The 24101-nt window shown below is 59.7% G+C and carries 24 protein-coding genes and 1 pseudogene; 11 read left to right on the forward strand and 14 right to left on the reverse strand.

Annotation, left to right across the window (positions count from 1 at the left end; all coding sequences use genetic code 11):
* The first annotated feature begins 92 nt into the window (after positions 1 to 92).
* From FFM53_RS14410 to FFM53_RS14420, 3 genes are all read left to right on the forward strand, one after another.
* Positions 93 to 1046 (forward strand): ABC transporter substrate-binding protein, encoded by a 954-nt coding sequence (locus FFM53_RS14410; protein WP_138389452.1) that lies wholly within the window; start codon positions 93 to 95, stop codon positions 1044 to 1046.
* 130 nt (positions 1047 to 1176) lie between these two features.
* Positions 1177 to 2055, forward strand: a complete 879-nt coding sequence (locus FFM53_RS14415) for an ABC transporter permease (protein ID WP_138389453.1) — start codon at positions 1177 to 1179, stop codon at positions 2053 to 2055.
* Positions 2052 to 2846: an ABC transporter ATP-binding protein gene (locus FFM53_RS14420; RefSeq protein ID WP_011653880.1), complete on the forward strand. Its 795-nt coding sequence runs from the start codon at positions 2052 to 2054 to the stop codon at positions 2844 to 2846. Before FFM53_RS14415 ends, FFM53_RS14420 begins: the two co-directional genes overlap by 4 nt.
* A gap of 460 nt (positions 2847 to 3306) precedes the next feature.
* Here the strand turns inward: FFM53_RS14420 and FFM53_RS14425 are convergent, their stop codons facing one another.
* The 3 genes from FFM53_RS14425 to FFM53_RS14435 all read right to left on the reverse strand — a co-directional run bounded on the left by FFM53_RS14425 (position 3307) and on the right by FFM53_RS14435 (position 5526).
* Positions 3307 to 3672, reverse strand: coding sequence for a hypothetical protein (locus FFM53_RS14425; RefSeq protein WP_138389454.1), 366 nt, complete (start codon positions 3670 to 3672; stop codon positions 3307 to 3309).
* Positions 3673 to 3948: 276 nt separating this feature from the next.
* Positions 3949 to 4590, reverse strand: a complete 642-nt coding sequence (locus tag FFM53_RS14430; RefSeq protein ID WP_131640836.1) for a LysE family translocator — start codon at positions 4588 to 4590, stop codon at positions 3949 to 3951.
* A gap of 84 nt (positions 4591 to 4674) precedes the next feature.
* Positions 4675 to 5526, reverse strand: coding sequence for an SDR family NAD(P)-dependent oxidoreductase (locus FFM53_RS14435; RefSeq protein WP_138389455.1), 852 nt, complete (start codon positions 5524 to 5526; stop codon positions 4675 to 4677).
* A gap of 177 nt (positions 5527 to 5703) precedes the next feature.
* Here FFM53_RS14435 and FFM53_RS14440 point away from each other — a divergent pair, with 177 nt between their 5' ends.
* On the forward strand, positions 5704 to 6927 hold the full coding sequence (locus FFM53_RS14440) for an argininosuccinate synthase (protein WP_138389456.1): 1224 nt from the start codon (positions 5704 to 5706) through the stop codon (positions 6925 to 6927).
* Between the two features lie 484 nt (positions 6928 to 7411).
* Here FFM53_RS14440 and FFM53_RS14445 read toward each other — a convergent pair whose 3' ends face one another.
* The 5 genes from FFM53_RS14445 to FFM53_RS14465 all read right to left on the reverse strand — a co-directional run bounded on the left by FFM53_RS14445 (position 7412) and on the right by FFM53_RS14465 (position 12655).
* A complete protein-coding gene (locus FFM53_RS14445; protein ID WP_025397033.1) occupies positions 7412 to 7594 on the reverse strand; it encodes a hypothetical protein in 183 nt (60 codons plus the stop codon).
* A gap of 34 nt (positions 7595 to 7628) precedes the next feature.
* Positions 7629 to 9056 carry a TRAP transporter large permease gene (locus tag FFM53_RS14450; RefSeq protein ID WP_138331823.1) on the reverse strand — a complete coding sequence of 476 codons (1428 nt, stop codon included), beginning with the start codon at positions 9054 to 9056 and terminating at the stop codon, positions 7629 to 7631.
* Positions 9053 to 9700 carry a TRAP transporter small permease subunit gene (locus FFM53_RS14455; RefSeq protein WP_011649261.1) on the reverse strand — a complete coding sequence of 216 codons (648 nt, stop codon included), beginning with the start codon at positions 9698 to 9700 and terminating at the stop codon, positions 9053 to 9055. The genes FFM53_RS14450 and FFM53_RS14455 overlap by 4 nt, the downstream gene beginning before the upstream one ends.
* Before the next feature lie 58 nt (positions 9701 to 9758).
* Entirely contained in the window at positions 9759 to 10889 is a 1131-nt protein-coding gene (locus tag FFM53_RS14460; protein WP_138331822.1) for a TRAP transporter substrate-binding protein, read from the reverse strand.
* A gap of 608 nt (positions 10890 to 11497) precedes the next feature.
* A complete protein-coding gene (locus tag FFM53_RS14465) occupies positions 11498 to 12655 on the reverse strand; it encodes an acyl-CoA dehydrogenase family protein (RefSeq protein WP_138389457.1) in 1158 nt (385 codons plus the stop codon).
* Positions 12656 to 12820: 165 nt separating this feature from the next.
* On the opposite strand from FFM53_RS14465, the gene FFM53_RS14470 reads away from it, so the two are divergent.
* Positions 12821 to 13513 carry a winged helix-turn-helix transcriptional regulator gene (locus FFM53_RS14470; RefSeq protein ID WP_138331820.1) on the forward strand — a complete coding sequence of 231 codons (693 nt, stop codon included), beginning with the start codon at positions 12821 to 12823 and terminating at the stop codon, positions 13511 to 13513.
* Between the two features lie 174 nt (positions 13514 to 13687).
* Here the strand turns inward: FFM53_RS14470 and FFM53_RS36320 are convergent.
* Positions 13688 to 13829 (reverse strand): annotated as a pseudogene (locus FFM53_RS36320) (integrase); the annotation flags it as partial.
* 156 nt (positions 13830 to 13985) lie between these two features.
* On the opposite strand from FFM53_RS36320, the gene FFM53_RS14475 reads away from it, so the two are divergent.
* Positions 13986 to 14627: a LysE family translocator gene (locus FFM53_RS14475; protein WP_003543626.1), complete on the forward strand. Its 642-nt coding sequence runs from the start codon at positions 13986 to 13988 to the stop codon at positions 14625 to 14627.
* Positions 14628 to 14653: 26 nt separating this feature from the next.
* Here FFM53_RS14475 and FFM53_RS14480 read toward each other — a convergent pair whose 3' ends face one another.
* On the reverse strand, positions 14654 to 15085 hold the full coding sequence (locus tag FFM53_RS14480) for a hypothetical protein (protein WP_138331819.1): 432 nt from the start codon (positions 15083 to 15085) through the stop codon (positions 14654 to 14656).
* A gap of 228 nt (positions 15086 to 15313) precedes the next feature.
* On the opposite strand from FFM53_RS14480, the gene FFM53_RS14485 reads away from it, so the two are divergent.
* The 4 genes from FFM53_RS14485 to ppa all read left to right on the forward strand — a co-directional run bounded on the left by FFM53_RS14485 (position 15314) and on the right by ppa (position 20867).
* Positions 15314 to 17401 (forward strand): M3 family metallopeptidase, encoded by a 2088-nt coding sequence (locus FFM53_RS14485; RefSeq protein ID WP_138389458.1) that lies wholly within the window; start codon positions 15314 to 15316, stop codon positions 17399 to 17401.
* 157 nt (positions 17402 to 17558) lie between these two features.
* Positions 17559 to 19379, forward strand: coding sequence for a translational GTPase TypA (gene typA / locus FFM53_RS14490; RefSeq protein ID WP_113546755.1), 1821 nt, complete (start codon positions 17559 to 17561; stop codon positions 19377 to 19379).
* Between the two features lie 247 nt (positions 19380 to 19626).
* A complete protein-coding gene (locus FFM53_RS14495; protein WP_003543622.1) occupies positions 19627 to 20133 on the forward strand; it encodes a GNAT family N-acetyltransferase in 507 nt (168 codons plus the stop codon).
* A 200-nt stretch (positions 20134 to 20333) separates the two neighbouring features.
* Positions 20334 to 20867 (forward strand): inorganic diphosphatase, encoded by a 534-nt coding sequence (gene ppa, locus FFM53_RS14500; protein ID WP_011653868.1) that lies wholly within the window; start codon positions 20334 to 20336, stop codon positions 20865 to 20867.
* Between the two features lie 4 nt (positions 20868 to 20871).
* Here the strand turns inward: ppa and FFM53_RS14505 are convergent, their stop codons facing one another.
* Together FFM53_RS14505 and FFM53_RS14510 are read right to left on the reverse strand one after the other, a co-directional pair.
* Positions 20872 to 21183 carry a DUF167 domain-containing protein gene (locus FFM53_RS14505; RefSeq protein WP_138389459.1) on the reverse strand — a complete coding sequence of 104 codons (312 nt, stop codon included), beginning with the start codon at positions 21181 to 21183 and terminating at the stop codon, positions 20872 to 20874.
* Positions 21180 to 21470 (reverse strand): YggT family protein, encoded by a 291-nt coding sequence (locus FFM53_RS14510; protein ID WP_018448228.1) that lies wholly within the window; start codon positions 21468 to 21470, stop codon positions 21180 to 21182. Before FFM53_RS14510 ends, FFM53_RS14505 begins: the two co-directional genes overlap by 4 nt.
* A gap of 139 nt (positions 21471 to 21609) precedes the next feature.
* Here FFM53_RS14510 and FFM53_RS14515 point away from each other — a divergent pair, with 139 nt between their 5' ends.
* Complete coding sequence (locus tag FFM53_RS14515; protein ID WP_138389460.1) at positions 21610 to 22857, forward strand: MFS transporter; 1248 nt, start codon at positions 21610 to 21612, stop codon at positions 22855 to 22857.
* A 3-nt stretch (positions 22858 to 22860) separates the two neighbouring features.
* On the opposite strand, the gene FFM53_RS14520 is transcribed toward FFM53_RS14515, so the two are convergent.
* Together FFM53_RS14520 and FFM53_RS14525 are read right to left on the reverse strand one after the other, a co-directional pair.
* Positions 22861 to 23634, reverse strand: coding sequence for a glutamine amidotransferase (locus FFM53_RS14520; RefSeq protein WP_138389461.1), 774 nt, complete (start codon positions 23632 to 23634; stop codon positions 22861 to 22863).
* A complete protein-coding gene (locus tag FFM53_RS14525) occupies positions 23603 to 24088 on the reverse strand; it encodes a tellurite resistance TerB family protein (RefSeq protein ID WP_017962409.1) in 486 nt (161 codons plus the stop codon). The genes FFM53_RS14520 and FFM53_RS14525 overlap by 32 nt, the downstream gene beginning before the upstream one ends.
* Positions 24089 to 24101: the final 13 nt, after the last annotated feature.

Consider the following 24101-nt stretch of genomic DNA (forward strand, 5'->3'; position numbering starts at 1 on the left):
CAGCAAGTTTGATCCATGCTACAATTCTCCGCGATTGATTTCAGGGGGCGCTTTTCCTAAAAGTGCCCCCAAAATCATTCAGGAGGATCCCCATGCGCCCGATTTTGCTCGCTCTTGCCGCCACTTTGGCCCTTTCCCAACCCGCAAAGGCTGATGACGTCACCGTCGCCGTGACGGCGATCGTCGAACATCCGGCGCTGGATGCAGCGCGCAAGGGCGTTCTCGATGCGCTGACGGCCGCCGGCTACAAGGAAGGCGAGAACCTGAAATTCGTGTTCGAATCGGCGCAGGGCAATCCGGCGACGGCAGCCCAGATCGCCCGCCAGTTCGCCGGTGACGAGCCCAATGTCATCGTGCCGATCTCGACGCCATCAGCCCAAGCGGTCGTTTCCTCGACGCGTGACATTCCTGTCGTCTTCACGGCCGTCTCCGATCCGCTCGGCGCCCAGCTCGTCAAGAACATGGACAAGCCCGGCGGCAATGTCACCGGCCTCTCCGATATGTCGCCGGTCGCCGAGCACCTTGCGCTGATCAAGGAAATCCTGCCCGAGGTGAAAACCATCGGCTATCTCTACAATTCCGGCGAGGCGAATTCCGTTTCGCTGCTCGCCGTGCTGAAGGCTGAAGCCGAAAAGGCTGGCCTGAAGGTGGTCGAATCGGCCGCCACCAAGTCGGCCGAGGTCCAGGGTGCGGCACGCGCGCTCGTCGGCCGCGCCGACGCGATCTACATTCCGACCGACAACACGATCATCTCCGCGCTCGAAGGCGCTGTCGCGGTGGCCGAAGAGAGCAAGCTGCCGCTCTTTACCGCCGATACGGATTCGGTTTCGCGCGGCTCGATCGCCGCCCTCGGCTTCAACTATTATGATGTCGGCAAGCAGACCGGCGAGATCGTCGTGCGTGTGCTGAAGGGCGAGAACCCGGGCGATATCGCGGTCAAGACTGCCGCCGGCAGCGACCTCGTCGTCAACAAGTCTGCGGCCGAGAAGATGGGCGTCACCCTGCCGCAGAGCGTGCTTTCCCGCGCTACCAAAGTCATCGAATAAACAAGGCGACTGCCGTCGCTGATCGAGTTTGCAGCCGCTCCCGTTCCACACGGGGGCGGCTGATGGTATTAAAAGCCTGATGTTTCGCGCAGGGCGCGGAGCGGAAACGGACAGAAGAGGGGCGGAAGCCTTGAGCCAAATCGCATTCTGGGGGGCCGTCGAACTCGGACTGGTCTATTCCTTCGTCGCCCTTGGGGTCTATCTCGCCTTCCGTGTTCTGGATTTCCCCGACCTGACGGTCGACGGCTCCTTTCCGCTTGGTGCAGCGGTGACGGCCGTGCTGATCATTGCCGGTGTCAATGCTTGGCTTGCGGCTCTGATCTCCATGGCCGCCGGTGCCGCCGCGGGCATGGTGACAGCACTGCTCAACGTGCGCTTCAAGATCCTCAATTTGCTTGCCTCGATCCTGACGATGATCGCACTGTTTTCTGTCAATCTGCGCGTGATGGGCAAACCCAATGTCGCCCTCATCAATGCCGACACGATGATCAGCCCGTTCTTCGGCCATGGCCTTCGCGATTTCTACGTGCGGCCGCTCTTCGTCGGTGTTCTCGTCGTCGTCGCGCTCATCCTGGTCTGGCGTTTCCTGGAAAGCGATGCCGGCCTGGCAATGCGGGCGACCGGCGCCAATCCAAGAATGGCGCGGGCCCAGGGCGTCGATACCAGCCGGCAGATCTATCTCGGCATGGCGATCTCGAATGCGCTGGTGGCGCTCGGTGGCGCCCTGTTTGCCCAGACGAACGGCTTTGCCGACGTCACCTCAGGCGTCGGCACGATCGTCGTCGGTCTCGCTGCCGTTATCATCGGCGAGACGCTGCTTGGGCGGCGCGGTCTGCTGATCGCGTTGATCGGCTGCGTGCTTGGCTCGATTCTCTATCGCATCGCAATCCAGCTGGCGCTTTCGAGCGACGTCATCGGCCTGCAGGCGTCCGACCTCAATTTCGTCACCGCCGTGCTGGTGACCGTGGCGCTCATCCTTCCCCGTTTGCGCGGAGGTGCCGCGTCGTGATCAACCTCAAGAACATCAAGGTCGTCTTCGGGCGCGGCACGCCGCTGCAGAAGCAGGCGCTCTCGGGTGTCAGCCTGACGATCGAGGAAGGCTCCTTCGTCACTGTCATCGGTTCGAACGGCGCCGGCAAATCGACGCTGCTCGGCGTGCTCGCCGGCGATGTGCTGGCAAGCGAGGGGCAGGTGCTGATCGGCAGTGCCGACGTCACGCGCAAGACGACGGCGGCGCGCGCCGGGCTGGTCGCCCGTGTCTTTCAGGACCCGTTGACCGGAAGCTGCGGTGCCTTGTCGATCGAGGAGAACCTGGCGCTTGCGGCGCGCCGCGGCGAACGGCGCGGGCTCGTTTCGGCGCTTGGCGCAAAACGGCGCGACCATTTTCGCGAGAGGATCGCCGAGCTCAATCTCGGGCTCGAGAACCGCATGAAGGACCGCATGGACCTGCTTTCCGGCGGCCAGCGGCAGGCGGTCTCGCTTGTCATGGCGACGCTGGCGGGCTCGGAGGTGCTGCTGCTCGACGAACATACGGCGGCCCTCGACCCCGGGATGGCAGAATTCATCATGGGCCTGACCCAGAAAATCGTTTCCGAGCGCAAGCTGACGACGCTGATGGTGACGCATTCGATGCGCCAGGCGCTCGACTATGGCCACCGGACGGTGATGCTGCATGGCGGTGAGATCGTGCTCGACGTTGCCGGCGACAGCCGCAAGACATTGCAGGTCGAGGATCTGATCGCGATGTTCCGCAAGATGCGCGGCCAGACGCTGGATGACGATGCGTTGCTGATTGGTTAGCGGGCAGCTGATCATTTCACGACCGCGGGCGGATCGATCAACCGACCGCGGGCGGATCGATCAAACGACCGCGGGCGGATTGCTGCTGAAACACGAGCGGCGCTGCGATCCAAATATCAAATCTTCTGCTGAAAGAAGATGATATCGGTGATCATATGCCGCTCGTCCTCAGACGCTAGAGCCTTTCCTGGTCAGATTGAAGCATTCTGTTGGCTCAAACGGAGTCGGATGGTCGACCGGCCGGCGCGCGTCGTAGCCAAGCTCTACGGCCAAGCCGGCCGGTCGATCAGGCGGCCCGTTTCAGCCAACCCGAAGGGCCGGGCATCTTTGCGCCAGGATCAGAGGCAATCGGCTCGGACGTACCAAGGGGTATGCCCTTCGCCAATCGCCTCTGCCCTGACGAAAACCTGCTCCGGCAGAATGATTCAATCTAACCCGGAAAGGCTCTAGGGGACCGTCATCAAGAGCAGACTTCCACCAGCACGCGATGGCCGTACTGGTTGAGCCATTCCGGTTGGCACTGTTCCGGGTAATAGTCGTCATCGCCGAAGAACAGACGATTTCTATCATGGAAGGCGAAACGGCCGTCGCGGTGTCCGCCAAAAGGGCCGGCTCCGCCGAAATTATGCGCTCCGAAGCCGCGATCGGCGAAATTGCCGCCGCCCATATGGGAACCGCCGCCGAAGTGGCCGCCATCACGCGAGAAGCCGCCACCGCCATGGCCTCCGCCGCCGTGAGCTAAGGCAGGTGTTGTCGCTGTAAGGGACGTGGCGGCAAACGTCAGCGCAACAACCCCTGCTGTTATGATATTGCGGAACGTAATCATTGACTTATCCTTTCAAGGTAGCTCTTCGTGAGCCGTAAAGGATATGTGGGCAGCGAAGGTGGCGTGGCCTAGCCACAATTGCCGACTTACGATCATATGTTGATCACAAGTAATCGCGCGAAAGGCATGGAATAATTTTGGAAGACGACGAAATTCGCGGTCACTGCCTGCTCCGGCATGGCGTCTCGCGAATATTGGTGTCGTTGGCGGCGGATCGGTTCACGACCGCGGGCGGATCGATAAGCCGACCGCGGGCGGATTGCTTCGCAACCGCGGCTATCTCGACTGGGTGAGCAGGATCTTCGCGGCAAAGATCGAGAAGACGCCGGCGAAGGTGTAATCCATGCCGCGCAGCACTTTCTTGTTGTTCTGCAGCCAGGAGGCCAGCCAGTCGGCGGCAAAGACGACGCTGGCATTGACCGGCATGCCGATCAGGATGAAGCAGAAGCCGAGAAAGAGCAGCTTTTGGGTGACGGCCGGATCGCCGGCGCTGACGAATTGCGGCAGGAAGGTCATGAAGAAGATGATGACCTTGGGGTTCAGAAGATTGACCCAGAAGCCCGACGAGATGTTCGAAAGGGCGGTGCCTTTCTGCTCCTCGACCTTGGCGACGGTGAGCTTCGAACCGAAGCGGATCGCCTGTACCGCCAGCCAGAGCAGATAGGCGGCACCGCCGGTCTTCAGGATCAGGAAGGCGGTCGGCGAGGCGGTGATCAGCGCCGAAATGCCGAAAGCGACCAGCATGGTGTGGACGACGATGCCGAGGCTGGTGCCGACGACAACGAAGAGGGCCGCCTTCTTGCCCTGGGCCAGCGCACGGCTGATCGACAGCGTCATGTCGGGGCCTGGGGTTGCCGCGAGCAGCAGCGTCGCGGCGGCAAAGGCCAGAAGGGTCGGCAGGCTGGGCAGAAAATCCATGACACACTCTGAAAGCCGAAAAGGATCTGGGATCTCTTACCCGGCTTTCAGAAAATTACCAATCAAACCTTCTGATGGCGCCGATTACTTCTGGTCGAGGAAGGCCTTGAACTTGTCGGCGTAGTCCTTGTGCCAGCGTGACAGCGGCGGACGGTTCTCGATGATATCGCCGGCCGCCCAGGCCATCCGGCGCTCGTCGACCGGACGCGCGACGTCGTTGTCTGGGCAGAGAATATAGAAATCGCTGCGTTCGAGGCTTTCGACCATGAAATCGACGGTCTGTTCCGGCGTCCAGGCGGCAGCCGGTTTTTCGGCGCGGTCGCCCTTGGTAAGGCCGGTGAAGACGAAGCCGGGGATCAGAAGGTGGGCGGAGATCTTTCCGCCTTCGGTGTTGCGAAGCTCATGCTGCAATGCTTCGGTGAAGACTTTCACACCAGATTTGGAGATGTTGTAGGCGGGGTTGCCGGGCGGCGTGGTGATGCCCTGCTTGGAGCCGGTGTTGATGATCAGGCCTGGCTCGCCATGCGAGAGCATCTTCGGGCCGAAGGTGCGCGTGCCGTTGATCACGCCCATCAGGTTGACGGCGAAGATATTGTCCCAGTTCGCCTGCGGGCTGAAGATCGAGGTTTCCGGGCCGATGCCGGCGTTGTTCATCAGCACGTGCACACGGCCGAAACGCTGGAGCACGGCGCGTTCGAGCGCTTCCAGCGAGTCTCTGCTGGCGACGTCGGTCTCGACCGCCATCACATTTTCCTCGCCGGCAATGGCCTTGAGTTCGTTGGCCGCATCGGCCAGCCGATCGCCGCCGAGATCGGCGATGGCGACGCTCATGCCGCGTCCGGCGAAATATTTCGCCGCGGCAAGACCGATGCCGGAGGCGCCGCCGGTGATGACGGCAACATTGGACTTCTTGAAAATGTCTTGAATATTCGTCACGGGGCAGCCTCTCCTCGAGCATTTGCGGACGCTGGCGAATATGGGCTCTGCTTTCGCGCTGTCAAACGGTATCGGCACCATCAGCGTCGCACTTGGTCTTGCGTCACGCGCCAATCTCGCTAAAAGTGCCGCGACACCGGGTTTTCGCCGGCCTTTTATGCAACGGACCTCATCATCATGGCATCATACAAAGACGTGAAGAAAGTCGTTCTCGCCTATTCCGGCGGCCTCGACACCTCGATTATCCTGAAGTGGCTGCAGACGGAGCTCGGCGCCGAAGTCGTCACCTTCACCGCCGATCTCGGCCAGGGCGAAGAGCTGGAGCCGGCGCGCAAGAAGGCCGAGATGCTCGGCATCAAGGAGATCTATATCGAGGATGTGCGCGAGGAATTCGTGCGCGATTTCGTCTTCCCGATGTTCCGTGCCAATGCCGTCTACGAGGGCGTCTATCTGCTCGGCACCTCGATCGCCCGTCCATTGATTTCCAAGCATCTGATCGATATCGCCCGCAAGACGGGTGCGGATGCGATCGCCCACGGCGCGACCGGCAAGGGCAACGACCAGGTTCGTTTCGAACTGTCCGCCTACGCCCTGAACCCCGATATCAAGATCATCGCGCCGTGGCGCGACTGGGCGTTCAAGAGCCGCACCGATCTGCTGGCCTTCGCCGAACAGCATCAGATCCCGGTTGCCAAGGACAAGAAGGGCGAGGCGCCGTTCTCCGTCGACGCCAACCTTCTGCATTCCTCCTCCGAGGGCAAGGTTCTCGAGGACCCCTCCAAGGAAGCGCCTGAATATGTGCATATGCGCACCATTTCGCCTGAGGCCGCACCCGACAAGGCGACGACCATCAAGGTCGGCTTCGAGCAGGGTGACGCGGTTTCGATCAATGGCGTGCGGATGAGCCCAGCGACGCTGCTCGCGACACTCAACAATTACGGCCGTGACAACGGCATTGGCCGTCTCGACCTCGTCGAGAACCGCTTCGTCGGCATGAAGTCGCGCGGCGTCTATGAAACGCCCGGCGGCACCATCCTGCTCTCGGCGCATCGCGCCATTGAATCGATCACGCTCGATCGTGGCGCCGCCCATCTCAAGGACGAGATCATGCCGCGCTACGCCGAGCTGATCTATTATGGCTTCTGGTTCTCGCCGGAGCGCGAGATGCTGCAGGCGCTGATCGACAAGAGCCAGGAGCATGTCGAAGGCGAAGTGACGCTGAAGCTCTACAAGGGCAATGTCATGGTCATCGGCCGCGAAAGCGACAAGTCGCTCTATTCCGACAAGCTCGTCACCTTCGAGGACGATCAGGGTGCCTACGACCAGAAGGATGCGGCCGGCTTCATCAAGCTCAATGCGCTGCGCCTGCGCACGCTCGCCAAGCGAAACCTCGCGAAGTAATCACGGTTCGCTTTAGAACCGGATATCAGCCCGCCGGCATTGCCGCGCGGGCTTTTTCGTGGAGTGAGGTGGCAAACGCCACCAAACTCTAGAGCGTTCTGGATGGCCGGATTGCAACAACAACGGACATCGGCTCGGCTTGGATAGACGACCGCTACGGGGCCGACGGCGGACCGTCCGCTGCGAGGACACCTAGCACGAAAGCGGACATGCGAGGCCTCGGTGCGAAGGTCCGGGATCGGCCCGGAGCAGTCGTAGACCGCGAGTATGACGTACGGCTCGATTTGGCGCTCATCGCGGACGTTGCGCACCGACGCCTTCTCGACGCGAGTTAACCGGAAGTTCGCGTAACGACGGTGCCTCTCGCTTGCACAGGGAGGGGCCATGGGTGATCAATTTCCAAGCCAAGCCCGTAGGTCGATGGACGAACGGGCTTTTGCAGCGGATTGCCATCACGAAAGGGCGGCGGTTGAACGATTGCAGTCTATCCAGACGATTTCGACGGGCGGCGCCGAAAGAGCTGATCCCAGATGTCGTACCCCGCAGGGACAATCCCGATCAGCAGTGCAGCGGCCAAATCGAACCGTGGAACAAACGCCAGGATGACCGCGCAGAACGCGACAAGCGTCACGAATGCAAATATTGCAAAAAACCGGCTTCTGTTCATCGGTCTATCCTTTCTGAATGGGCCAGACACTGCGTCATCTCTGTACTCCATAGAGTAGATTCGGCAGCATGTAGACGATGCTCGGGAACAGATAGATGACCACCATGCAGAGAATGACGATCAACATATACGGCATCATGCCGCGGAAGATGTCGGTCAGTTTGACATGCGGAGGCGAGACGCCCTTCAAGTAGTATGCCGACATCGCCATGGGTGGTGATAGGAAGGCCGTCTGCAGGTTGATGGCCACGAGGATACCGAAGAACAGCGGATCGATCCCGAAATGCGGCAGCAGCGGAATGAAGATCGGGATGAAGATGACGATGATTTCAGTCCATTCCAGAGGCCAGCCGAGAATGAAGATGATGATCTGGGCCAGGATCAGGAACATCAGCGGCGACATGTCCAGGCCGGTCACGAAGTCACTGATGAACTGTTGGCCGCCGAGATAGGCGAATACCGATGCGAAGGTCGCCGAACCGACGAACAACCAGCAGACCATCGCGGTCGTTCGCGCCGTCAGATACACCGACTCCTTCAGTCGCTGCCAGGTCAGCGCCCGATAGGCCGCAGCAAGCGCCAGTCCCCCCAATGCGCCGATTGCGGCGGCTTCCGACGGCGTTGCCAGGCCAAAGAGAATGGCACCCAGCACCGCAAGAATCAGAAAGGCGAGCGGCGCGAAGGATGTAAGCATCATCCAGGCGAGTTGGACCGGCGTGTGCTCGCCCACATCTTCTTTCGTTGGCCGCGGCGCCAGTTGCGGCTGCAGGATTGCTCGCACCACGACATAGATGAGATAAAACCCGGCCAGGGCGAGGCCGGGCAGGAGCGCCGCCGCATACATTCGGACAACCGAGATCCCGGAGGTGGCCGCATAGACGATCAGCAGGATGGAAGGCGGGATCAGGATCCCGAGCGTGCCGCCCGCGCAGATCACGCCCGTCGCGTAGCGCACGTCATACTTTGCCTTCAGCATCGCTGGTAGGGCGAGCAGTCCCATCAACGTCACCACGGCCCCGACGATGCCGGTTGCCGTGGCAAAGAGTGTGCAGGTGGCCAGGGCGGCGACCGCCATCGAGCCGGGCACCCGGCGCGTGACGCTGAATAGCGTCGAGAACAGCCGATCGACGATGTTGGCTCGCTCGACGATGTAGCCCATGAACAGGAACAGCGGGATAGCTGTCAGCACGTCGTTCTGGATGACCGAGTAGGTCTGGTTGACGAACAGATCGAAGATCCGGTTGTTGAAGAAACCGCCGATCCAGGTCTCCGCCAGTGTAAAGGCATCGCCGCCGGATTCGAGCGTGCGGTCATAGCCGCGCCACATGCGGCCGGCATCGAAATAGGCATAGTATCCGAAGCCGACACCCAGAGCCATCAAGGTGAACGCCACCGGGAAGCCGAGGAAGATGGTGAGGATCAGGATGAGGAGCATCCCGACGGCGATATGTGCATCCGTCATTGAGCGTCCCGATCCCGTGGTTCACGTCCAGCGTCAAGTTCCCGCGACGGAAGGAAACCCTCGTCCTCGGACTTGAGCACGTCCAGGCTTTTTGTTTCCAGTAGTACCTTTTCGAGTTCTTCGACATCTTCGGCCTGCTTCGGCCATTCGCCCGTCCTTATGCAGAGAATGCAGCGGAAGACCTGCGCCACGCCCTGCAGGAACAGGAGAATGCCGGCGGCGACGATCACGGCCTTGAACTGGAAGATCGGCACACCGGCGGGACTGTTGGAACTGACCTCCAGGTAGCCCCAACTGCGTGCGGCATATTTCCAGCCCGAGAACACCAGCGCGGTTATACCGGGAAAGAAAAAGATGAAGTACAACACCAGTTCCAGCCTGGCCTGCGTGCGCGGTTTCCAGAGCCGGTAGATGAAGTCGCCGCGCACATGGCCATCACGCGAGAGGGTATACGCTCCCGCCATCATGAAGATCGTTCCATAGAGCATGTAGCTCAGATCGAAGGCCCAGGGGGTCGGCGCGCGAAAGAGGTAGCGTGCAACAACCTCATAGCCGACGCCGAAGGCCATGATGAGTATCCCCCACGCGAACACCTTGCCGAACCACGCCGACAAATCGTCGGCGAATGCAATGTAACGGAGCATGCAAGCGCCTCCCTACCTCGATGAGGGACGAGGCCCGGAAATACCGGGCCTTCACCATCTATTTTCCGAGGTTCAATTTTCCAGGGAAATAGTGCTCATAGGCGAGTGCGAGATCGGCGGAGTTCATCAATTCGTAGTACACGACCCTCTCCACCCACTGCCGCTGACTGTCGAGCACCTTCTTCATGAACGCATCCGCTTCAAGCGTGGGGATGATCTCATCCCAGGCCTTCAGTTGCGCATCCAGAATTTCCTTTGGAGTACGGTGCACGGTCACGCCATGTTCGGCCTGGAGTTTTCGAAGGTCGCTTGAATAGTTGTCCATCGCGGACGCTGTATTCGCCGTGCTTGCTGCCTCCACGCCATATTCCAGGATCGCCTGCAGATCGTCGGGAAGGTCGTCAAACACATCCTTGTTGAAGAGGAACTCGAAAGATTCGCTCGCTTGATGGTAGGACGACAGCATGTAGTTCTTGGCGACATCCTGCGAACCAAACCGTATGTCAGAGGAGGGATTGTTGAACTCGAAGGCGTCGATGACACCTCGCTCCATTGCCGGCACGATCTCGCCGCCCGGAAGTTGAGCGACGCTCATGCCCATATTCTGCATGAGATCGGCGGCGAGCCCGACCGTACGATATTTGAGGCCGTTGACGTCGTTCACGGTCGCGACCTGGTTCTTGAACCAGCCGAACGGCTGCGCGGGCATCGGGAAGCCATAGAAGCCGTAAAGGTTCAGCCCCATGATGTCCTGGGTGAGTTCTCGGTAGAGATCCTTGCCGCCACCTTGATGGAACCATCCGAGCATGGTGGTTGCGCTGCCGCCAAATACCGGCCCGGTACCGAAGAGGGAAGCTGCCTTGTGCTTTCCGTACCAATAGACGGGAACGGTGTGGGCTGCGTCGATCACGCCATCGTTGACGCCGTCGAGCACCTGAAACGCGCCGACGACCGTACCGGCAGGCATTAGTTCGAACTTCAGGCGTCCGCCGGACATTCGTTCGACCCGTTCGACGTACTGGCGGGCAAAATCCATCCAGATGTCCGACGCGGGCCAGGATGTTTGCATTTTAATGACGGTGGGTGCCTGGGCCAGCACGGCCGGGGCGGCAAGAGCCCCAACTGCGGTTACTCCAACGAGCGTAGATGCTCCCAGCAACTCTCGACGCGATACTGCCTTTTTGTTCATTGTTCTTCCTCCCTGGATTGTTGTCGAATTCTCCCTGCATTTCCTGGTAGTCTGCTAAGTTGAAGAAGAGGGCTCCCAACCTCTTCGCGATCAGTATCAACAACTGATTGTTCTCATTTGTCAATTATGCACACTTTTTGCAATTCTGACAGACGTTCAAGTGTTGTTGATGGCAGCTTGGGGCTGTGGTCCAACGGCCAAGGCACAGTACCGCTGCTCCGCGTTGTCCGGACTACCTCAGCTTAGAAAGAAAAAGCTGCTTTCGCCCGTCGACGATGAACTGGAGCCATGTGCTGAACTGGAACCATGTGTTCGTTTTTGATCGCCTTCGTCCCAAGTCGATTAAGCCGACGAGAGCCGACGTCCACACATGGCGCACAGATGTCGTCTCGTCAAACCAATGCTATGGCCGCTTTCGGGGAGCGGCAACAATTGCCTCTATGACCGAGAAGAGGCGCATTGCTGCCGTGGTCGAGGTCGCATATCGGCCCAAAGCGCACAAGAGGTTGCTCTGTCGTCCCTGCTGGCGGGGCTCATCCATTCGAAATCTGGACGTCAAACTACCCACCTAGCCTATGATTCCGCGGAGTTCGTCGTTGCGCCAGGCGCTAGAAAATCTTCTCGGTGGGAAGTCCGAGCGCGAATGAACCCGCGTATTGCGCCTGGGCTCCGGGCTGCATCGGATGATAGCGAGCGCCCTGTATGTCGCGGAAGCAGCGCTCCAGCCCGTTCTCTCGATAGAATGCCGCGCCGCCTGCGACCTCCATTGCAAGCTCCGTCACCTCGATAGCGTGCCGTGCGACCAAGGAACGGCCGATCATAACCTCGTTGACGGTTTCCGCGGACGGTTCGTTTCGAGCAACTACCTCTAACATCCAGCGATGCGCGATCTGTGCGGCCCTCAGAGACGTTTCCATACGCCCGACCAACCCGATCACATGATCGCTGTTGGCCTTGCTACGGACCATCTTGACTGCGATGTCGCGGGCGCTCTCGGCGACGCCAAGATAGACCGCGTAGATCAGAGGAAACGCGATCATGCCGATGACTTGAAATACCGGATGCCATTGCCCCGCGCTTCTGGAAAATGCGACACTCGCATCCGGCACGAAGAGGTTTTCGATGATGATATCGTTTGACCCGGTTCCCCTCATTCCAAGTGTTCGCCACGTATCCTCTATCGAAACCTCTGGCGATGCCATGGGAACGCCGAAATGAATGACGGAGCGCGCGCCGTCCTGTTCTTCATAAACGGCACCGGTCATCAGGATGTTTCCTGCCGCCGCGCCGGAAGTGAAGCGTTTGCGCGCGGTGATCCGGTATCCGCCATCAACTTTCATGGCCTTGCCCGATCCGCCGATCCAGTCCGATCCGCCGCTCGAGAGCAATATGATTTGCTCCGATGCAACACGTCTCAGGAGCGGCTCCACCGCGGCCACCTTTTGATGCCGCCAGCGCCAGGCGGGGATGGCGACTTGATGGGTATGCATGGAAAAGGCAAGCGCAGTGGACCCACATGCACGAGCAATGGATTTGAGCATCTCAGAAAGTTCGGGCACTTCCGCGCCCAGCCCGCCCAATTCGATTGGAACGCCTGCTCGCACGAGTCCAGATTCCTTTAGAAGCGCGTAATTCTCGCTGACGAAGGTGTTGCTCTCGTCGATCGATGCGGCGCGTTGCGCGATGGTGGGCAGGACCGAATTGGTTAGTTCGACAATGGTCCGACCGCCGGCAATGTTCTGTTTTGGTTCTGTAAGCCCGAGCATATCAATGCCTCCTATCTCGTGAGGATTGAAACTCTGCGCTCGTTTCACAATTGCGGCTAGTACACGAACTGTACTGAACGCCGCCGCCGTATGGCCAGGCAAGGAGCATTTGGCGGACCGGTTGTTTTGCAATATTGTGCCTGATCCAGACCGGTGGAGGTCCTTATGGTAGAGCGTGACGGCTACGGGCAATTCTGTCCAGTATCAATGGCGTCGGAAATCCTCTGCTCGCGGTGGACGACCTTGGTCGTCCGCGAATTCCTTTGCGGATCGACGCGCTTTAATGAGTTGCGTCGCGGTCTACCAAAAATGTCTCCGGCACTCCTATCAAAACGACTGAAAGAACTGGAACAATCGGGCGTCATCACGGTGACAAGGAGTGCGAACGGCATTACCGATTACCAACTCACGGCAGCGGGCGAAGAATTGAGACCTCTGATCATAGGTCTCGGAAATTGGGCTCAACGGTGGATGGAATCGCGACTTTCCTTGAAGAATCTCGACCCTTCTCTGCTCATGTGGGACATGCGGCGGAGCCTCGATACAAGAAGACTTCCGACCCACCGTTGTACGATACAGTTTCTGTACCCGGAACTTTCGGCCGCGCAAAAGAGATGGTGGCTTGTGGTCGAAAACGGAAAAGTCGATCTCTGCAACTTCGATCCGGGCTATGATGTAGACCTTCTCGTTGAAGGGTCGCTCCGTTCGATGACCGCAATTTGGATGGGCCTCACGACCATACGTCAGGAAACCGATGCAGAAACGCTGAAACTTGAAGGGGACAGGGTCCTCGCGCGCGACATGCAGGAATGGCTCGGTCTTAGTGTGTTTGCCAAAACCCCCCGGATGAGGGCTTGAACCATCGAAGGCGAGTGGTTCTGACGGATACAGCCCAGCAACGAAGACCCGTCACCCAGCCGGAAAATTGGCACGCACGCCTGCAGAAGCCGATGCCCGCTTTGGCGCATAGCCGCTCAATCGAACTGCTAAAACCGGAAACGTTTTCCCTAAGAGGCACGGCCCCGCACTCTGTCAAATCTCTGTATGCTCCGCTAGTTCCAACGCATCCTCGATGTCCACACCAAGATACCTGAACCGTGTTCTCGATCTTGGTATGTCCGAGCAGGATCTGGATTGCTCGAAGATTGCCCGTCGCTTTGTAGATCATCGCGGCAGCCGCATCCTTCAACAACGAACAGATGTCCGCCTCGGGTCGAAAGCCGCCTCCGGTAGCGTTTGCTACCTAATCCCACTCTTCGTGGCAGTGCACCACCCTTGACGGACGGCCGTGATCGCTTAGTCTGCTGTCATCATCCTCCGGAGCATTTCCATGACGCAGTCTTTGCTCTTCGGCGCCTTTCTGGCGGCCCTCTTCTACGTGCTCATTCCAGGCCCCGCCTTCCTGCAACTGCTCGGCATTGGCGCCGGGCAGGGCCGCAAGGCCGGCGCCTTCTTCATGATGGGGCATCTGGTCGGGGACCTCATCTGGTCGTCGCTGGCGCTGATCGCGATCGTCGGCGCAAAGACGATCGGAACCTTGGTCTTCGACCTGCTCGGCCTTGCCTGCGGCTTCTACCTCGCCTGGATCGGCTGGAGCGCCGTCAATGCCAAGCCGAAAGCGGAGGGACAGGCGCTGGTGGTGGTCGAGCGACCGTTTCGCCGCGGTCTGATCTTCGGCGTCACCAATCCGAAGGGTTATCCGGTGGCGCTCGCCACCTTCACCGCACTGGTTGCAGGCTCGGCCGGCGCGCTCGATTTCGAGGCGTTGCCGGTGCTGCTTGTCGTGTCATTCGTCGGTTTCGTTACTGCCGACATCATCCTGATCGGCATCATCGGCGCCGGTACGGTGCGGCGCTTCTATCGTGCCCATGAGCGATTGATCGTGCGCTGCTCCGGCGTGCTTTTCATGGGATTTGCCGCCCAGGCGCTCTGGCACGCAACGCCCGGCCTGCTCGGCTGGCGCAAAGCCTGACCTAGATTTTCGGCATCATGCTCCGATCAGCCATCCAGGAAATTGACGATCGATTTCAGCGTCTGGACCTCATTGGGATCGCCGATCGACATGGCGATCTGCAGCTGATTCTTGTAATAGTCGAGGAAATTGAAGCTGGTGCCGTCGGTGACGCTGGAGAGATCGATGATATTGCCGAGCGGATCGATCGCATGCATCGGCAGCGGTTCGGAGATCGCGGCGTAGGTGCTTTGATCGATCAGGCCACTGTCGAAACCTTGGCGTGCGTAATTGCGCAGTTCTCCAGGGCTGACCGCGGTGAAATCCGGGCCTTCGCCAACATCGTCTTCGATCTGGAACGAGGCCGGGGCGGGAGCTCTGGTCTCGATTTGAATATCAGAGGTCTTCGAACTTTTTGCGTTATTAGGATTGTTTTTAAAAAGCAAACTCTGAGAAGACCGCACAGAAAAAATTTCCATGGCGCATGTCCCCTTACAAGAAGATCACCTGGAAACTAGCGCTTGCGCGTGATTCGCGTCAATCGTTAACGATTGGTTAATTTTCACGTATCAATTGTTGTCCACCAGATTTGGCAGGCGCCCGCCAGATTTGGCAGGCGAGGCAAAAGGTCCTTCCCGGCAACATACCAATTCTATGACGGCTCTCCTATATTGACGATCCATCTGCATGCCAAAAGGAATTCTCCGATGCCTTCTCCACATGATTTCAATCCGGCGCTGGTGACCTGGGACGGTCTTCACGGCTTGCCGCGTTTCGATGCCCTGGATGACGGTGATTTTGCCGCCGCCTTCGAAGCCGCTCTTGCCGCGCATGAAAGGGAGATCGACGAGATCGCCGGAAACGGCGATGCGCCGACATTCGACAATACGGTCGTGGCGCTGGAGATTGCCGGCGATGCGCTGTCGCGTGTCTCGGCGCTGTTCTGGAACAAGGCAGGCGCGCATACCAATGATGTGATCCAGGCGCTGGAGCGGGAAATCTCGCCGAAGATGTCGCGCCACTATTCGAAGATCGGGATGAATGCAGCGCTTTTTGCCCGCATCGACACGCTCTGGGAGAACCGCGAGACGCTTAACCTGACGCTCGAACAGACACGCGTGCTGGAGCGCCACTGGAAAGGCTTCGTCAAATCGGGCGCCAAGCTTGAAAAGGCCGAGCAGGAAAAACTCGCCGCGATCAATGAAAAGCTTGCCGGCCTCGGGACGCAATTCGGCCAGAACGTGCTGGCCGACGAAAAGGCCTGGGCACTGGTCCTTTCCGACAGCGCCGAGCTCGAGGGCCTGCCGGAATTCCTTCGCGACGCGATGGCGGCGGCAGCGCGCGAACGCGGCGAGGAGGGCAAATATGCCGTGACGCTGTCACGCTCGATCATCGAGCCGTTCCTCACCTTTTCGGAGCGCCGCGATCTGCGCGAGCAGGCTTTCAAGGCGTGGGTGGCGCGCGGCGAAAATGACGGGGAGACGGACAACCGCGCCGTCATCCGCGAAACTTTGGCACTGCGCCATCAGGTGGCGACGCTGCTCGGCTACGGCAATTTCGCCGAGCTGAAGCTCGACAATACGATGGCGAAGACGTCGGATGCGGTGAACGGCCTGCTGAGGGCTGTCTGGGCGCGAGCGGTGAAACGCGCCGGCGAGGAGGAGACCGATATCGCGGCGTTGATTGCTGAGGAGGGCCGGAACCACGAGGTCATGCCCTGGGACTGGCGCCACTATGCCGAAAAGATCCGGGCGCGGAAGTTCGATTTCTCCGAAACCGAACTAAAGCCCTACCTGCAGCTCGAGAAGATTATCGAAGCGTGCTTCGACGTCGCCGGCCGGCTGTTCGGCGTCCGGGCCGTCGAGAAGAAGGGCGTGGCCGCCTATCACCCGGATGTCCGGGTGTTCGAAATCAGGGACCGCGAAGACAAGCTCGTCGCCCTGTTCCTCGGCGATTATTTCGCCCGCAGTTCGAAACGATCAGGCGCCTGGATGAGCTCGCTGCAATCGCAGCACAGGCTGGAGCTGAAGAACGGCCGCCACGGCGAATTGCCGATCATCTATAATGTCTGCAACTTCGCCAAGCCGGCTGAAGGCAAGCCGGCGCTGCTGTCGCTCGACGATGCCCGCACGCTGTTCCACGAATTCGGCCATGCGCTGCACGGCATGCTTTCGAACGTCACCTATCCCTCGGTTGCGGGCACCGGCGTTTCGCGCGATTTCGTCGAGCTGCCGTCGCAGCTCTATGAGCACTGGCTGACGGTGCCCGATATTCTGAAGCGTTATGCCGTGCATGTCGAAACCGGCGAGCCGATGCCGCAGGCCTTGCTCGACAAGGTGCTTGCCGCCCGCACCTTCAATGCCGGCTTCAATACCGTCGAGTTCACCTCGTCGGCGCTGGTCGACATGGCGTTTCACACGAGAACGACCGTCGAGGACCCGATGGCGGTGCAGGGCGAGGTGCTGGCCGAGATCGGCATGCCGAAATCGATCGTCATGCGCCATGCGACGCCGCACTTCCAGCACATCTTTTCCGGCGGCTATTCGGCCGGCTATTACTCCTACATGTGGTCGGAGGTGCTCGACGCCGACGCCTTTGCCGCCTTCGAGGAGACGGGAGACGCCTTCAACAGCGAGATGGCGCGCAAGCTCAAGGACAATATCTATTCCGTCGGCGGTTCGGTCGATCCGGAAGACGCGTACAGGGCCTTCCGCGGCAAGCTGCCGAGCCCGGATGCGATGCTCGTCAAAAAGGGACTTTCGACCTTCGAGGAATTGACAGGCAGCGACGCCTAAGACAATTTGATGACACGCTATGATGCGGCGGGGCGACAGCCTTGCCGCAGCTTTTGCGCGTTCCCCCCTTTCGCAAACGCAAAAAAAACTGTATGGACGCCCCAAACTAATAGGCGCGTCCTCTAGAGCGTGCGCCCCAGCCTCAGAGATTTCACATATGTCACTTCGCAATATCGCGATCATCGCGCACGTTGACCATGGCAAAACGACCCTGGTGGATGAGCTTCTCAAGCAGTCCGGCTCGTTCCGCGAAAATCAGCGTGTCGCTGAACGCGTGATGGACTCAAACGATCTCGAAAAAGAACGCGGCATCACCATTCTCGCCAAGGCGACCTCGGTGGAATGGAAGGGTGTCCGCATCAACATCGTCGACACCCCCGGCCACGCCGACTTTGGCGGTGAAGTCGAGCGCATTCTCTCGATGGTGGATGGCGCGATCGTTCTCGTCGACTCCTCTGAAGGCCCGATGCCGCAGACCAAGTTCGTTGTCTCCAAGGCGTTGAAGGTCGGTCTTCGTCCGATTGTCGCGATCAACAAGATCGACCGTCCTGATGGACGCCACGAAGAAGTCATCAACGAAGTCTTCGATCTTTTCGCCAATCTCGACGCGACCGACGAGCAGCTCGACTTCCCAATCCTCTACGGTTCCGGCCGCGACGGCTGGATGAACGTCAATCCGGAAGGTCCGAAGGATCAGGGTCTTACGCCGCTTCTCGACCTGGTGCTCAAGCATGTTCCGGAGCCGACCGTCCACGAAGGTCCGTTCACGATGATCGGCACGATCCTCGAAGCCAACCCCTTCCTCGGCCGCATCATCACCGGCCGTATCAATTCCGGTTCCATCAAGCCGAACCAGGCCGTGAAGGTTCTCCACGCCGATGGCAAGACGATCGAAACCGGCCGTATTTCCAAGATCCTCGCCTTCCGCGGCATCGAGCGCACGGCAATCGACGAAGCGCATCAGGGCGATATTATCGCGATCGCCGGCCTTTCCAAGGGCACGGTCGCCGACACCTTCTGCGATCCTTCGATCACAATACCGCTGCCGGCGCAGCCGATCGATCCGCCGACCGTCACCATGTCCTTCATCGTCAATGATAGCCCGCTGGCCGGCACCGAAGGCGACAAGGTGACGAGCCGCGTCATCCGCGACCGTCTCTTCAAGGAAGCGGAAGGCAACGTCGCCCTGAAGATCGAAGAAGCCGAAGGCAAGGATTCGTTCTACGTGTCCGGCCGCGGCGAACTTCAGCTCGCCGTTCTCATCGAAACCATGCGTCGCGAAGGCTTCGAGCTTGCTGTGTCGCGTCCGCGCGTCGTGATGCACAAGGATGAAAGCGGCCAGCTTCTGGAGCCGGTCGAAGAAGTCGTCGTCGACGTCGACGAAGAACATTCCGGTGTCGTCGTGCAGAAGATGTCCGAGCGCAAGGCCGAAATGGTCGAGCTGCGTCCGTCGGGCGGTAACCGTCTCCGCCTGCGTTTCTACGCGCCGACCCGTGGCTTGATCGGCTACCAGTCGGAGCTGCTGACGGATACGCGCGGTACGGCGATCATGAACCGCCTGTTCCACGACTACCAGCCCTACAAGGGTGTGATCGGTGGCCGCGTCAACGGCGTGCTGCTCGCCAACGCCCCCGGCGAAGCCGTCGCCTATGCGATGTTCAATTTGGAAGATCGTGGCCCGATGATCATCGAGCCGGGCGAAAAGGTCTATGCCGGCATGATCATCGGCATCCATTCGCGCGACAACGACCTTGAAGTCAACGTCCTGAAGGGCAAGCAGCTCACCAACATCCGCGCCGCCGGCAAGGACGAAGCGGTGAAGCTGACGCCGCCGATCCGCATGACGCTTGATCGCGCGCTCTCCTGGATCCAGGATGACGAGCTGATGGAAGTGACACCGAAGAATATTCGTCTGCGCAAGATGTATCTCGACGCAAACGATCGCAAGCGTTTCGAAAAGACGAAGGCGGCTCTCTGAGCGCCATTCAAAGTGCTGCAGCGTCTTGGGTCTCTCGAAAAGAGGCGCGGCGCTGGAGAGAAATCCTTAAAAACCCCGGCCTTCGCGCCGGGGTTTTTTATTGTGCGCCGCGTCGATTCCGTCTTGTGACAATCGTTAAAAAAGCGTTAACTTTTGATCGTCGTCCACATATCAAGTCTGTGGGCAATCGATCACAATGCCTCTGTGCATATGGTTAGTTGCCTTCGGCGGGACCAGAGTAAACGTTATGAAGACGTTGTCGATCGATGTCCGGCGGGCCGAGCCGCAAGATGCCCGAGCCATATCGGAAACACATAGGCTTGCCTGGCAACACACCTATGCAGGCATCATTCCGCATCGCGCACTGACGCAGATGATCGAGCGGCGCGGCGAAAGCTGGTGGCGCAAGGCAACGCGCGGACCGGCGACGCTGCTGGTTCTCGATGTTGCCGGGACAGTCGCCGGCTACGCGACGCTCGGCCTCAATCGCGCCCGCGCTCTGCCGCAGGAAGGCGAGATTTACGAGCTTTATCTTCGGCCTGAGTATCAGGGCATCGGCCTTGGCAGGATGCTGTTCGGCGAGGCGCGCCGGCTCTTGAAGTCGCTCGGCTGCAACGGGCTGGTCGTCTGGTGCCTCGAGGATAACGAGACCGCCAGCCACTTCTACCGCAATCATGGCGGCGTCGATTTCTGCGAAGGCATGGAAAGTTTCGACCACAGGCAATTGAAGAAGATCGGCTTCATCTGGAGCTGAACGGCCATTCAAGGTGCCACAGTGCCCTCGGCGTCTGAATAGACGTGCGGTACTGGAGTCGGCGTTCGCCTATCTCCTATTGGAAACTTTTGATGTGAATGCGGGCCAGTGCAGTCAAGCATTGGCGCTGTGCGATGTTGCGTTGCCACATGAAACTGATTATCTGGCTGCCAGCACATTCAACCTCGCGGGAGTTTCTTATGCGCATCGACGCCATTTCAATCGGTAATAATCCACCTGAGGACGTCAACGTTATCGTCGAGGTTCCGGTCGGCGGTCATCCCATCAAGTATGAGATGGACAAGGAAGCCGGCACGCTGGTGGTCGACCGTTTCCTCTATACGCCGATGACCTATCCGGGCAATTATGGTTTCGTGCCGCATACGCTGTCGGAAGATGGCGACCCGATCGACGTGCTGATCGCCAGCACCCGCCCGCTGGTTCCCGGCTGCGTCATCAATGTGCGCCCGATCGGCGTCCTGAAGATGGAAGACAATTCCGGCAAGGACGAGAAGATCATCGCCGTGCCGTCGCCGAAGCTGACGCTGCGCTATGAGAAGGTGAAGGACTACACCGATCTTCCCGAGATCACGCTGAAGCAGATCGAGCATTTCTTCGAGCACTACAAGGATCTGGAACCCGGCAAGTGGGTGAAGATTTTCGGCTGGGGCGACTCCAAGGAAGCAGGCGAACTCATCCTCGAAGCCGTCGAGCGGGCCAAGAAGAAAGGCTGATCGCTCAGCCTAAAAATATCTCGAGCTTTTTTACCAAATCCTCCGGATCGCCGTCGATCCGGAGGATTTTTTTGCGCGTGGTCTTGCCCGAGATGAGGTTGACGCTGGATTTGGGAATGCGCAGGGATCTTGCGATCAAAAGGATGAGCGCCTTGTTGGCCTTGCCTTTCTCGGGCACGGCAGTGACGCGTGCCTTCAGGAAAGCTTCGCCCTCGCCGTCAGCCTCAACGCCGTCGAGAGCATCACGCCCGCCATTCGGCGTCAACCGGACGGCGAGGCGCAGATGGTCATCGAAAAGGCTCCAGGGACGGCTCAAGCGACCAGCGGGTACAGCGTGGTCCAAAGCAGGGTGCGCAGGAAGAAGATGATCAGCAGCAGGATGATCGGCGAAATATCGATGCCGCCAAGGTTCGGCAGCAGGCGGCGGATCGGCTTCAGCACCGGTTCGGTGACATTATAGAGGAATGTGCCGACCGAATTGACGAACTGATTGCTGGAATTGATAACATTAAAAGCATAGAGCCAGGAAAAAATGGCACTGGCAATCAGGATCCAGGTGTAAATATTCAAAGCCAAATCAATGGTTTGAAACAGCGCAAACATCATCGTCTCCAATTCGTTGTTGACAGACATGTAGACATTGGCGACTAAACGGGCAAGTGCCGTGTGGAAACGCACGGTGAATCATGTTTAACGGGCGGCTTTGCAGCTCTTCCGGCGCCCGTCTCCTCGGAAAACATCCATGTCGTTTTCGCCCACCGGAGACCGTTTTGCCGCGTTCCGGCATTCGTCCTACACGCGGTTCTTCTTCGCGCGCTTCCTGCTTTCCTTCTCGCAGCAGATCGTCAGCGTCGCGGTCGGCTGGCAGATGTACGACCAGACGGGCAGTGCGATCTATCTCGGCTTGATCGGTCTCGTGCAGTTCCTGCCGTCGCTGCTGCTCATCCTCGTCACCGGTTCGGTGGCCGACCGGTACAATCGCCGGGCGATCGCCTCCCTCTGCTCGCTGGTGAGCGCGCTCTGCACGCTGGCGCTGCTCGTCATGACTTTGATGGGAAGCTTCACGCCGCTGCCTGTCTTCGCGGTGCTTTTGATCTTCGGCATCGAGCGCGCCTTCATGTCGCCGGCAGTGCAGTCGCTGGCGCCCAATCTGGTGCCGGAGGAGGCACTCTCCAATGCGATCGCCTGGAATTCGTCGTCCTGGCAGCTCGCGGCAATCACCGGGCCGGTGTTCGGCGGCCTGCTCTACGGTGTCAGTGCGCCGACTGCCTATACGGTGGCGGTGATCTTTTCCGTGCTCGGTGCCGCCCTTCTCTACATGATCCCGAAACCGGTGCAGAAGACGACGGGCGAGACCAAGAGCTGGGCGATGATCCTCGGCGGCTTCAGTTTCATCCGCACCGAAAAGGTGGTGCTCGGGGCGATCTCGCTCGATCTCTTCGCCGTGCTGCTCGGCGGGGCCACGGCGCTGATGCCGATCTTCGCACGCGATATCCTCACCCTCGGTCCCTGGGGCCTCGGACTGCTGCGCGCCGCACCGGGACTTGGCGCCATCGTCATGGCGATCTTTCTTGCCGCCTATCCGCTCAGACATCGCGCCGGCATCTACATGTTCATCGGCGTTGCCCTGTTCGGCATCGGAACGATCATCTTCGGCATATCGACCAACACCGAGGTCTCGATCGCTGCGCTGGCGCTGATGGGAGCGGCCGACATGGTGTCGGTCTATGTGCGCGAGAGCCTGATTGCGCTCTGGACGCCGGATCAGCTGCGCGGCCGCGTCAATGCGGTCAATATGGTCTTCGTCGGCGCTTCGAACGAACTCGGGGAATTCAGGGCGGGCACGATGGCGGCGATCTTCGGCGCGGTGCCGGCGGTCGTCATCGGCGGGGTCGGGACGCTTGTCGTGGCGGCGATCTGGGCGTCGAGTTTCCCCAAACTGCGCCGGATCGACACGCTCGACGCGCCTACCCCAGCGCAATCGATTTAAGGATTAAGCGCGAAGGGCGATAGAAGACGTCGCCTTTGCTGTCTTTCCTTCGAAGACGATGTCGAGAAATTCGGTCAGCCAGGCTTTCAGCGGCGCGTCGAAGAGCATGCGGCCTTCGAGATGTTCGCGGCCCTGCTGGGCGTTCGGCAGGATGAAACGATGGGCACCATGCACGACCCAGCGATGCATCATCACCCGGGTCAGTTCGGCATGGAACTGTAGGCCCCAGGCGTTGCCGTCGTAACGGAAGGCCTGGTTCGGATAGGCATCGCCTTCGGCCAGCAGGTCGGCGCCGCGCGGCAGCTCGAAGCCCTCGCGGTGGAAATGATAGACCATCTTCGGCCAGTGCATCAGCAGGCGGCCCTTCTCGGTCGGGTGCAGCGGATACCAGCCGATCTCCGTCGAGCCGTCGGCATTCGACTGCACCTTGCCGCCGAGATGACGGACCAGCATCTGCGCGCCGAGGCAGATGCCGAGATAGGGGCGTTTTTCCCGCAGCGGAACGTCAATCCAGTCGATCTCCTTCTTGACGAAGTCATCGGGATCATTGGCGCTCATCGGCCCGCCGAAGACGACGGCGCCGGCATGGTCTTCAAGTGTTGTCGGAAGCGGCTGGCCCAGAACCGGGCGACGGATATCGAGACGGTAGCCCTTTTCGACAAGCAATTGGCCGACACGGCCGGGGCTCGACCGCTCCTGGTGCAGGACGATGAGGATCGGGCGGCCGTCGCGGTTTAAGTTTTGCTCAGTCGGCATCATCTTGCGCAACCTGGACATCTGTCACCCTGGCGGCGGCCTCCTGCCGCTTCTGGATGCGCTCGCGTGAGGAGACGCCGAGCAGATCGGCGATACGCCAGATCACATGGTCTTCCATTTCGCTGCGCTCGCCATCGGCATAGACGATGTCCCAGAGGATGCCGATCAGCTCCAGCCGTTGCTCGGTATTGAGATGGCGCTTCAGGTCGGCGGTAAAGCGATAATAGTCGACGGCGGAGCTTTCTGCCTCGAGGCCGGCGGCCATCAGAGCATCGAGCTGCTTGCCGTCGAGCGCATACTGCTCCTTCAGGAGCTTGCGCAGTCGCTTCTTCTCGCTGGCTTTGATCTGGCCGTCGGCCTCCATGACCTGCATGCAGAGCGCTGCCACCGTGATGCGCGGATCATCAGGGGCGAAGCCTTTCTTCGGGTTGTCGGCGGTGAGCTTCTGGAAAAATGCCTGAAAGCGTTCGAACATGCGGTTTTCGTTC

It is taken from the genome of Rhizobium indicum (assembly GCF_005862305.2).
GTDB classification, from domain to species: domain Bacteria; phylum Pseudomonadota; class Alphaproteobacteria; order Rhizobiales; family Rhizobiaceae; genus Rhizobium; species Rhizobium indicum.

What these genes read in the sequence shown, in the direction of transcription:
- FFM53_RS14510 (WP_018448228.1), bottom strand. Translation starts at nt 21,470, where the DNA reads ATGTTTGCGCTGTTTCAAACCATTGATTTGGCTTTGAATATTTACACC.
- FFM53_RS14470 (WP_138331820.1), top strand. Translation starts at nt 12,821, where the DNA reads ATGGTAGAGCGTGACGGCTACGGGCAATTCTGTCCAGTATCAATGGCG.
- FFM53_RS14525 (WP_017962409.1), bottom strand. Translation starts at nt 24,088, where the DNA reads ATGTTCGAACGCTTTCAGGCATTTTTCCAGAAGCTCACCGCCGACAAC.
- FFM53_RS14440 (WP_138389456.1), top strand. Translation starts at nt 5,704, where the DNA reads ATGGCATCATACAAAGACGTGAAGAAAGTCGTTCTCGCCTATTCCGGC.
- typA (WP_113546755.1), top strand. Translation starts at nt 17,559, where the DNA reads ATGTCACTTCGCAATATCGCGATCATCGCGCACGTTGACCATGGCAAA.
- FFM53_RS14485 (WP_138389458.1), top strand. Translation starts at nt 15,314, where the DNA reads ATGCCTTCTCCACATGATTTCAATCCGGCGCTGGTGACCTGGGACGGT.
- FFM53_RS14410 (WP_138389452.1), top strand. Translation starts at nt 93, where the DNA reads ATGCGCCCGATTTTGCTCGCTCTTGCCGCCACTTTGGCCCTTTCCCAA.
- FFM53_RS14465 (WP_138389457.1), bottom strand. Translation starts at nt 12,655, where the DNA reads ATGCTCGGGCTTACAGAACCAAAACAGAACATTGCCGGCGGTCGGACC.
- FFM53_RS14495 (WP_003543622.1), top strand. Translation starts at nt 19,627, where the DNA reads ATGAAGACGTTGTCGATCGATGTCCGGCGGGCCGAGCCGCAAGATGCC.
- FFM53_RS14445 (WP_025397033.1), bottom strand. Translation starts at nt 7,594, where the DNA reads ATGAACAGAAGCCGGTTTTTTGCAATATTTGCATTCGTGACGCTTGTC.
- FFM53_RS14480 (WP_138331819.1), bottom strand. Translation starts at nt 15,085, where the DNA reads ATGGAAATTTTTTCTGTGCGGTCTTCTCAGAGTTTGCTTTTTAAAAAC.
- ppa (WP_011653868.1), top strand. Translation starts at nt 20,334, where the DNA reads ATGCGCATCGACGCCATTTCAATCGGTAATAATCCACCTGAGGACGTC.
- FFM53_RS14475 (WP_003543626.1), top strand. Translation starts at nt 13,986, where the DNA reads ATGACGCAGTCTTTGCTCTTCGGCGCCTTTCTGGCGGCCCTCTTCTAC.
- FFM53_RS14425 (WP_138389454.1), bottom strand. Translation starts at nt 3,672, where the DNA reads ATGATTACGTTCCGCAATATCATAACAGCAGGGGTTGTTGCGCTGACG.
- FFM53_RS14450 (WP_138331823.1), bottom strand. Translation starts at nt 9,056, where the DNA reads ATGACGGATGCACATATCGCCGTCGGGATGCTCCTCATCCTGATCCTC.
- FFM53_RS14455 (WP_011649261.1), bottom strand. Translation starts at nt 9,700, where the DNA reads ATGCTCCGTTACATTGCATTCGCCGACGATTTGTCGGCGTGGTTCGGC.
- FFM53_RS14460 (WP_138331822.1), bottom strand. Translation starts at nt 10,889, where the DNA reads ATGAACAAAAAGGCAGTATCGCGTCGAGAGTTGCTGGGAGCATCTACG.
- FFM53_RS14515 (WP_138389460.1), top strand. Translation starts at nt 21,610, where the DNA reads ATGTCGTTTTCGCCCACCGGAGACCGTTTTGCCGCGTTCCGGCATTCG.
- FFM53_RS14430 (WP_131640836.1), bottom strand. Translation starts at nt 4,590, where the DNA reads ATGGATTTTCTGCCCAGCCTGCCGACCCTTCTGGCCTTTGCCGCCGCG.
- FFM53_RS14520 (WP_138389461.1), bottom strand. Translation starts at nt 23,634, where the DNA reads ATGTCCAGGTTGCGCAAGATGATGCCGACTGAGCAAAACTTAAACCGC.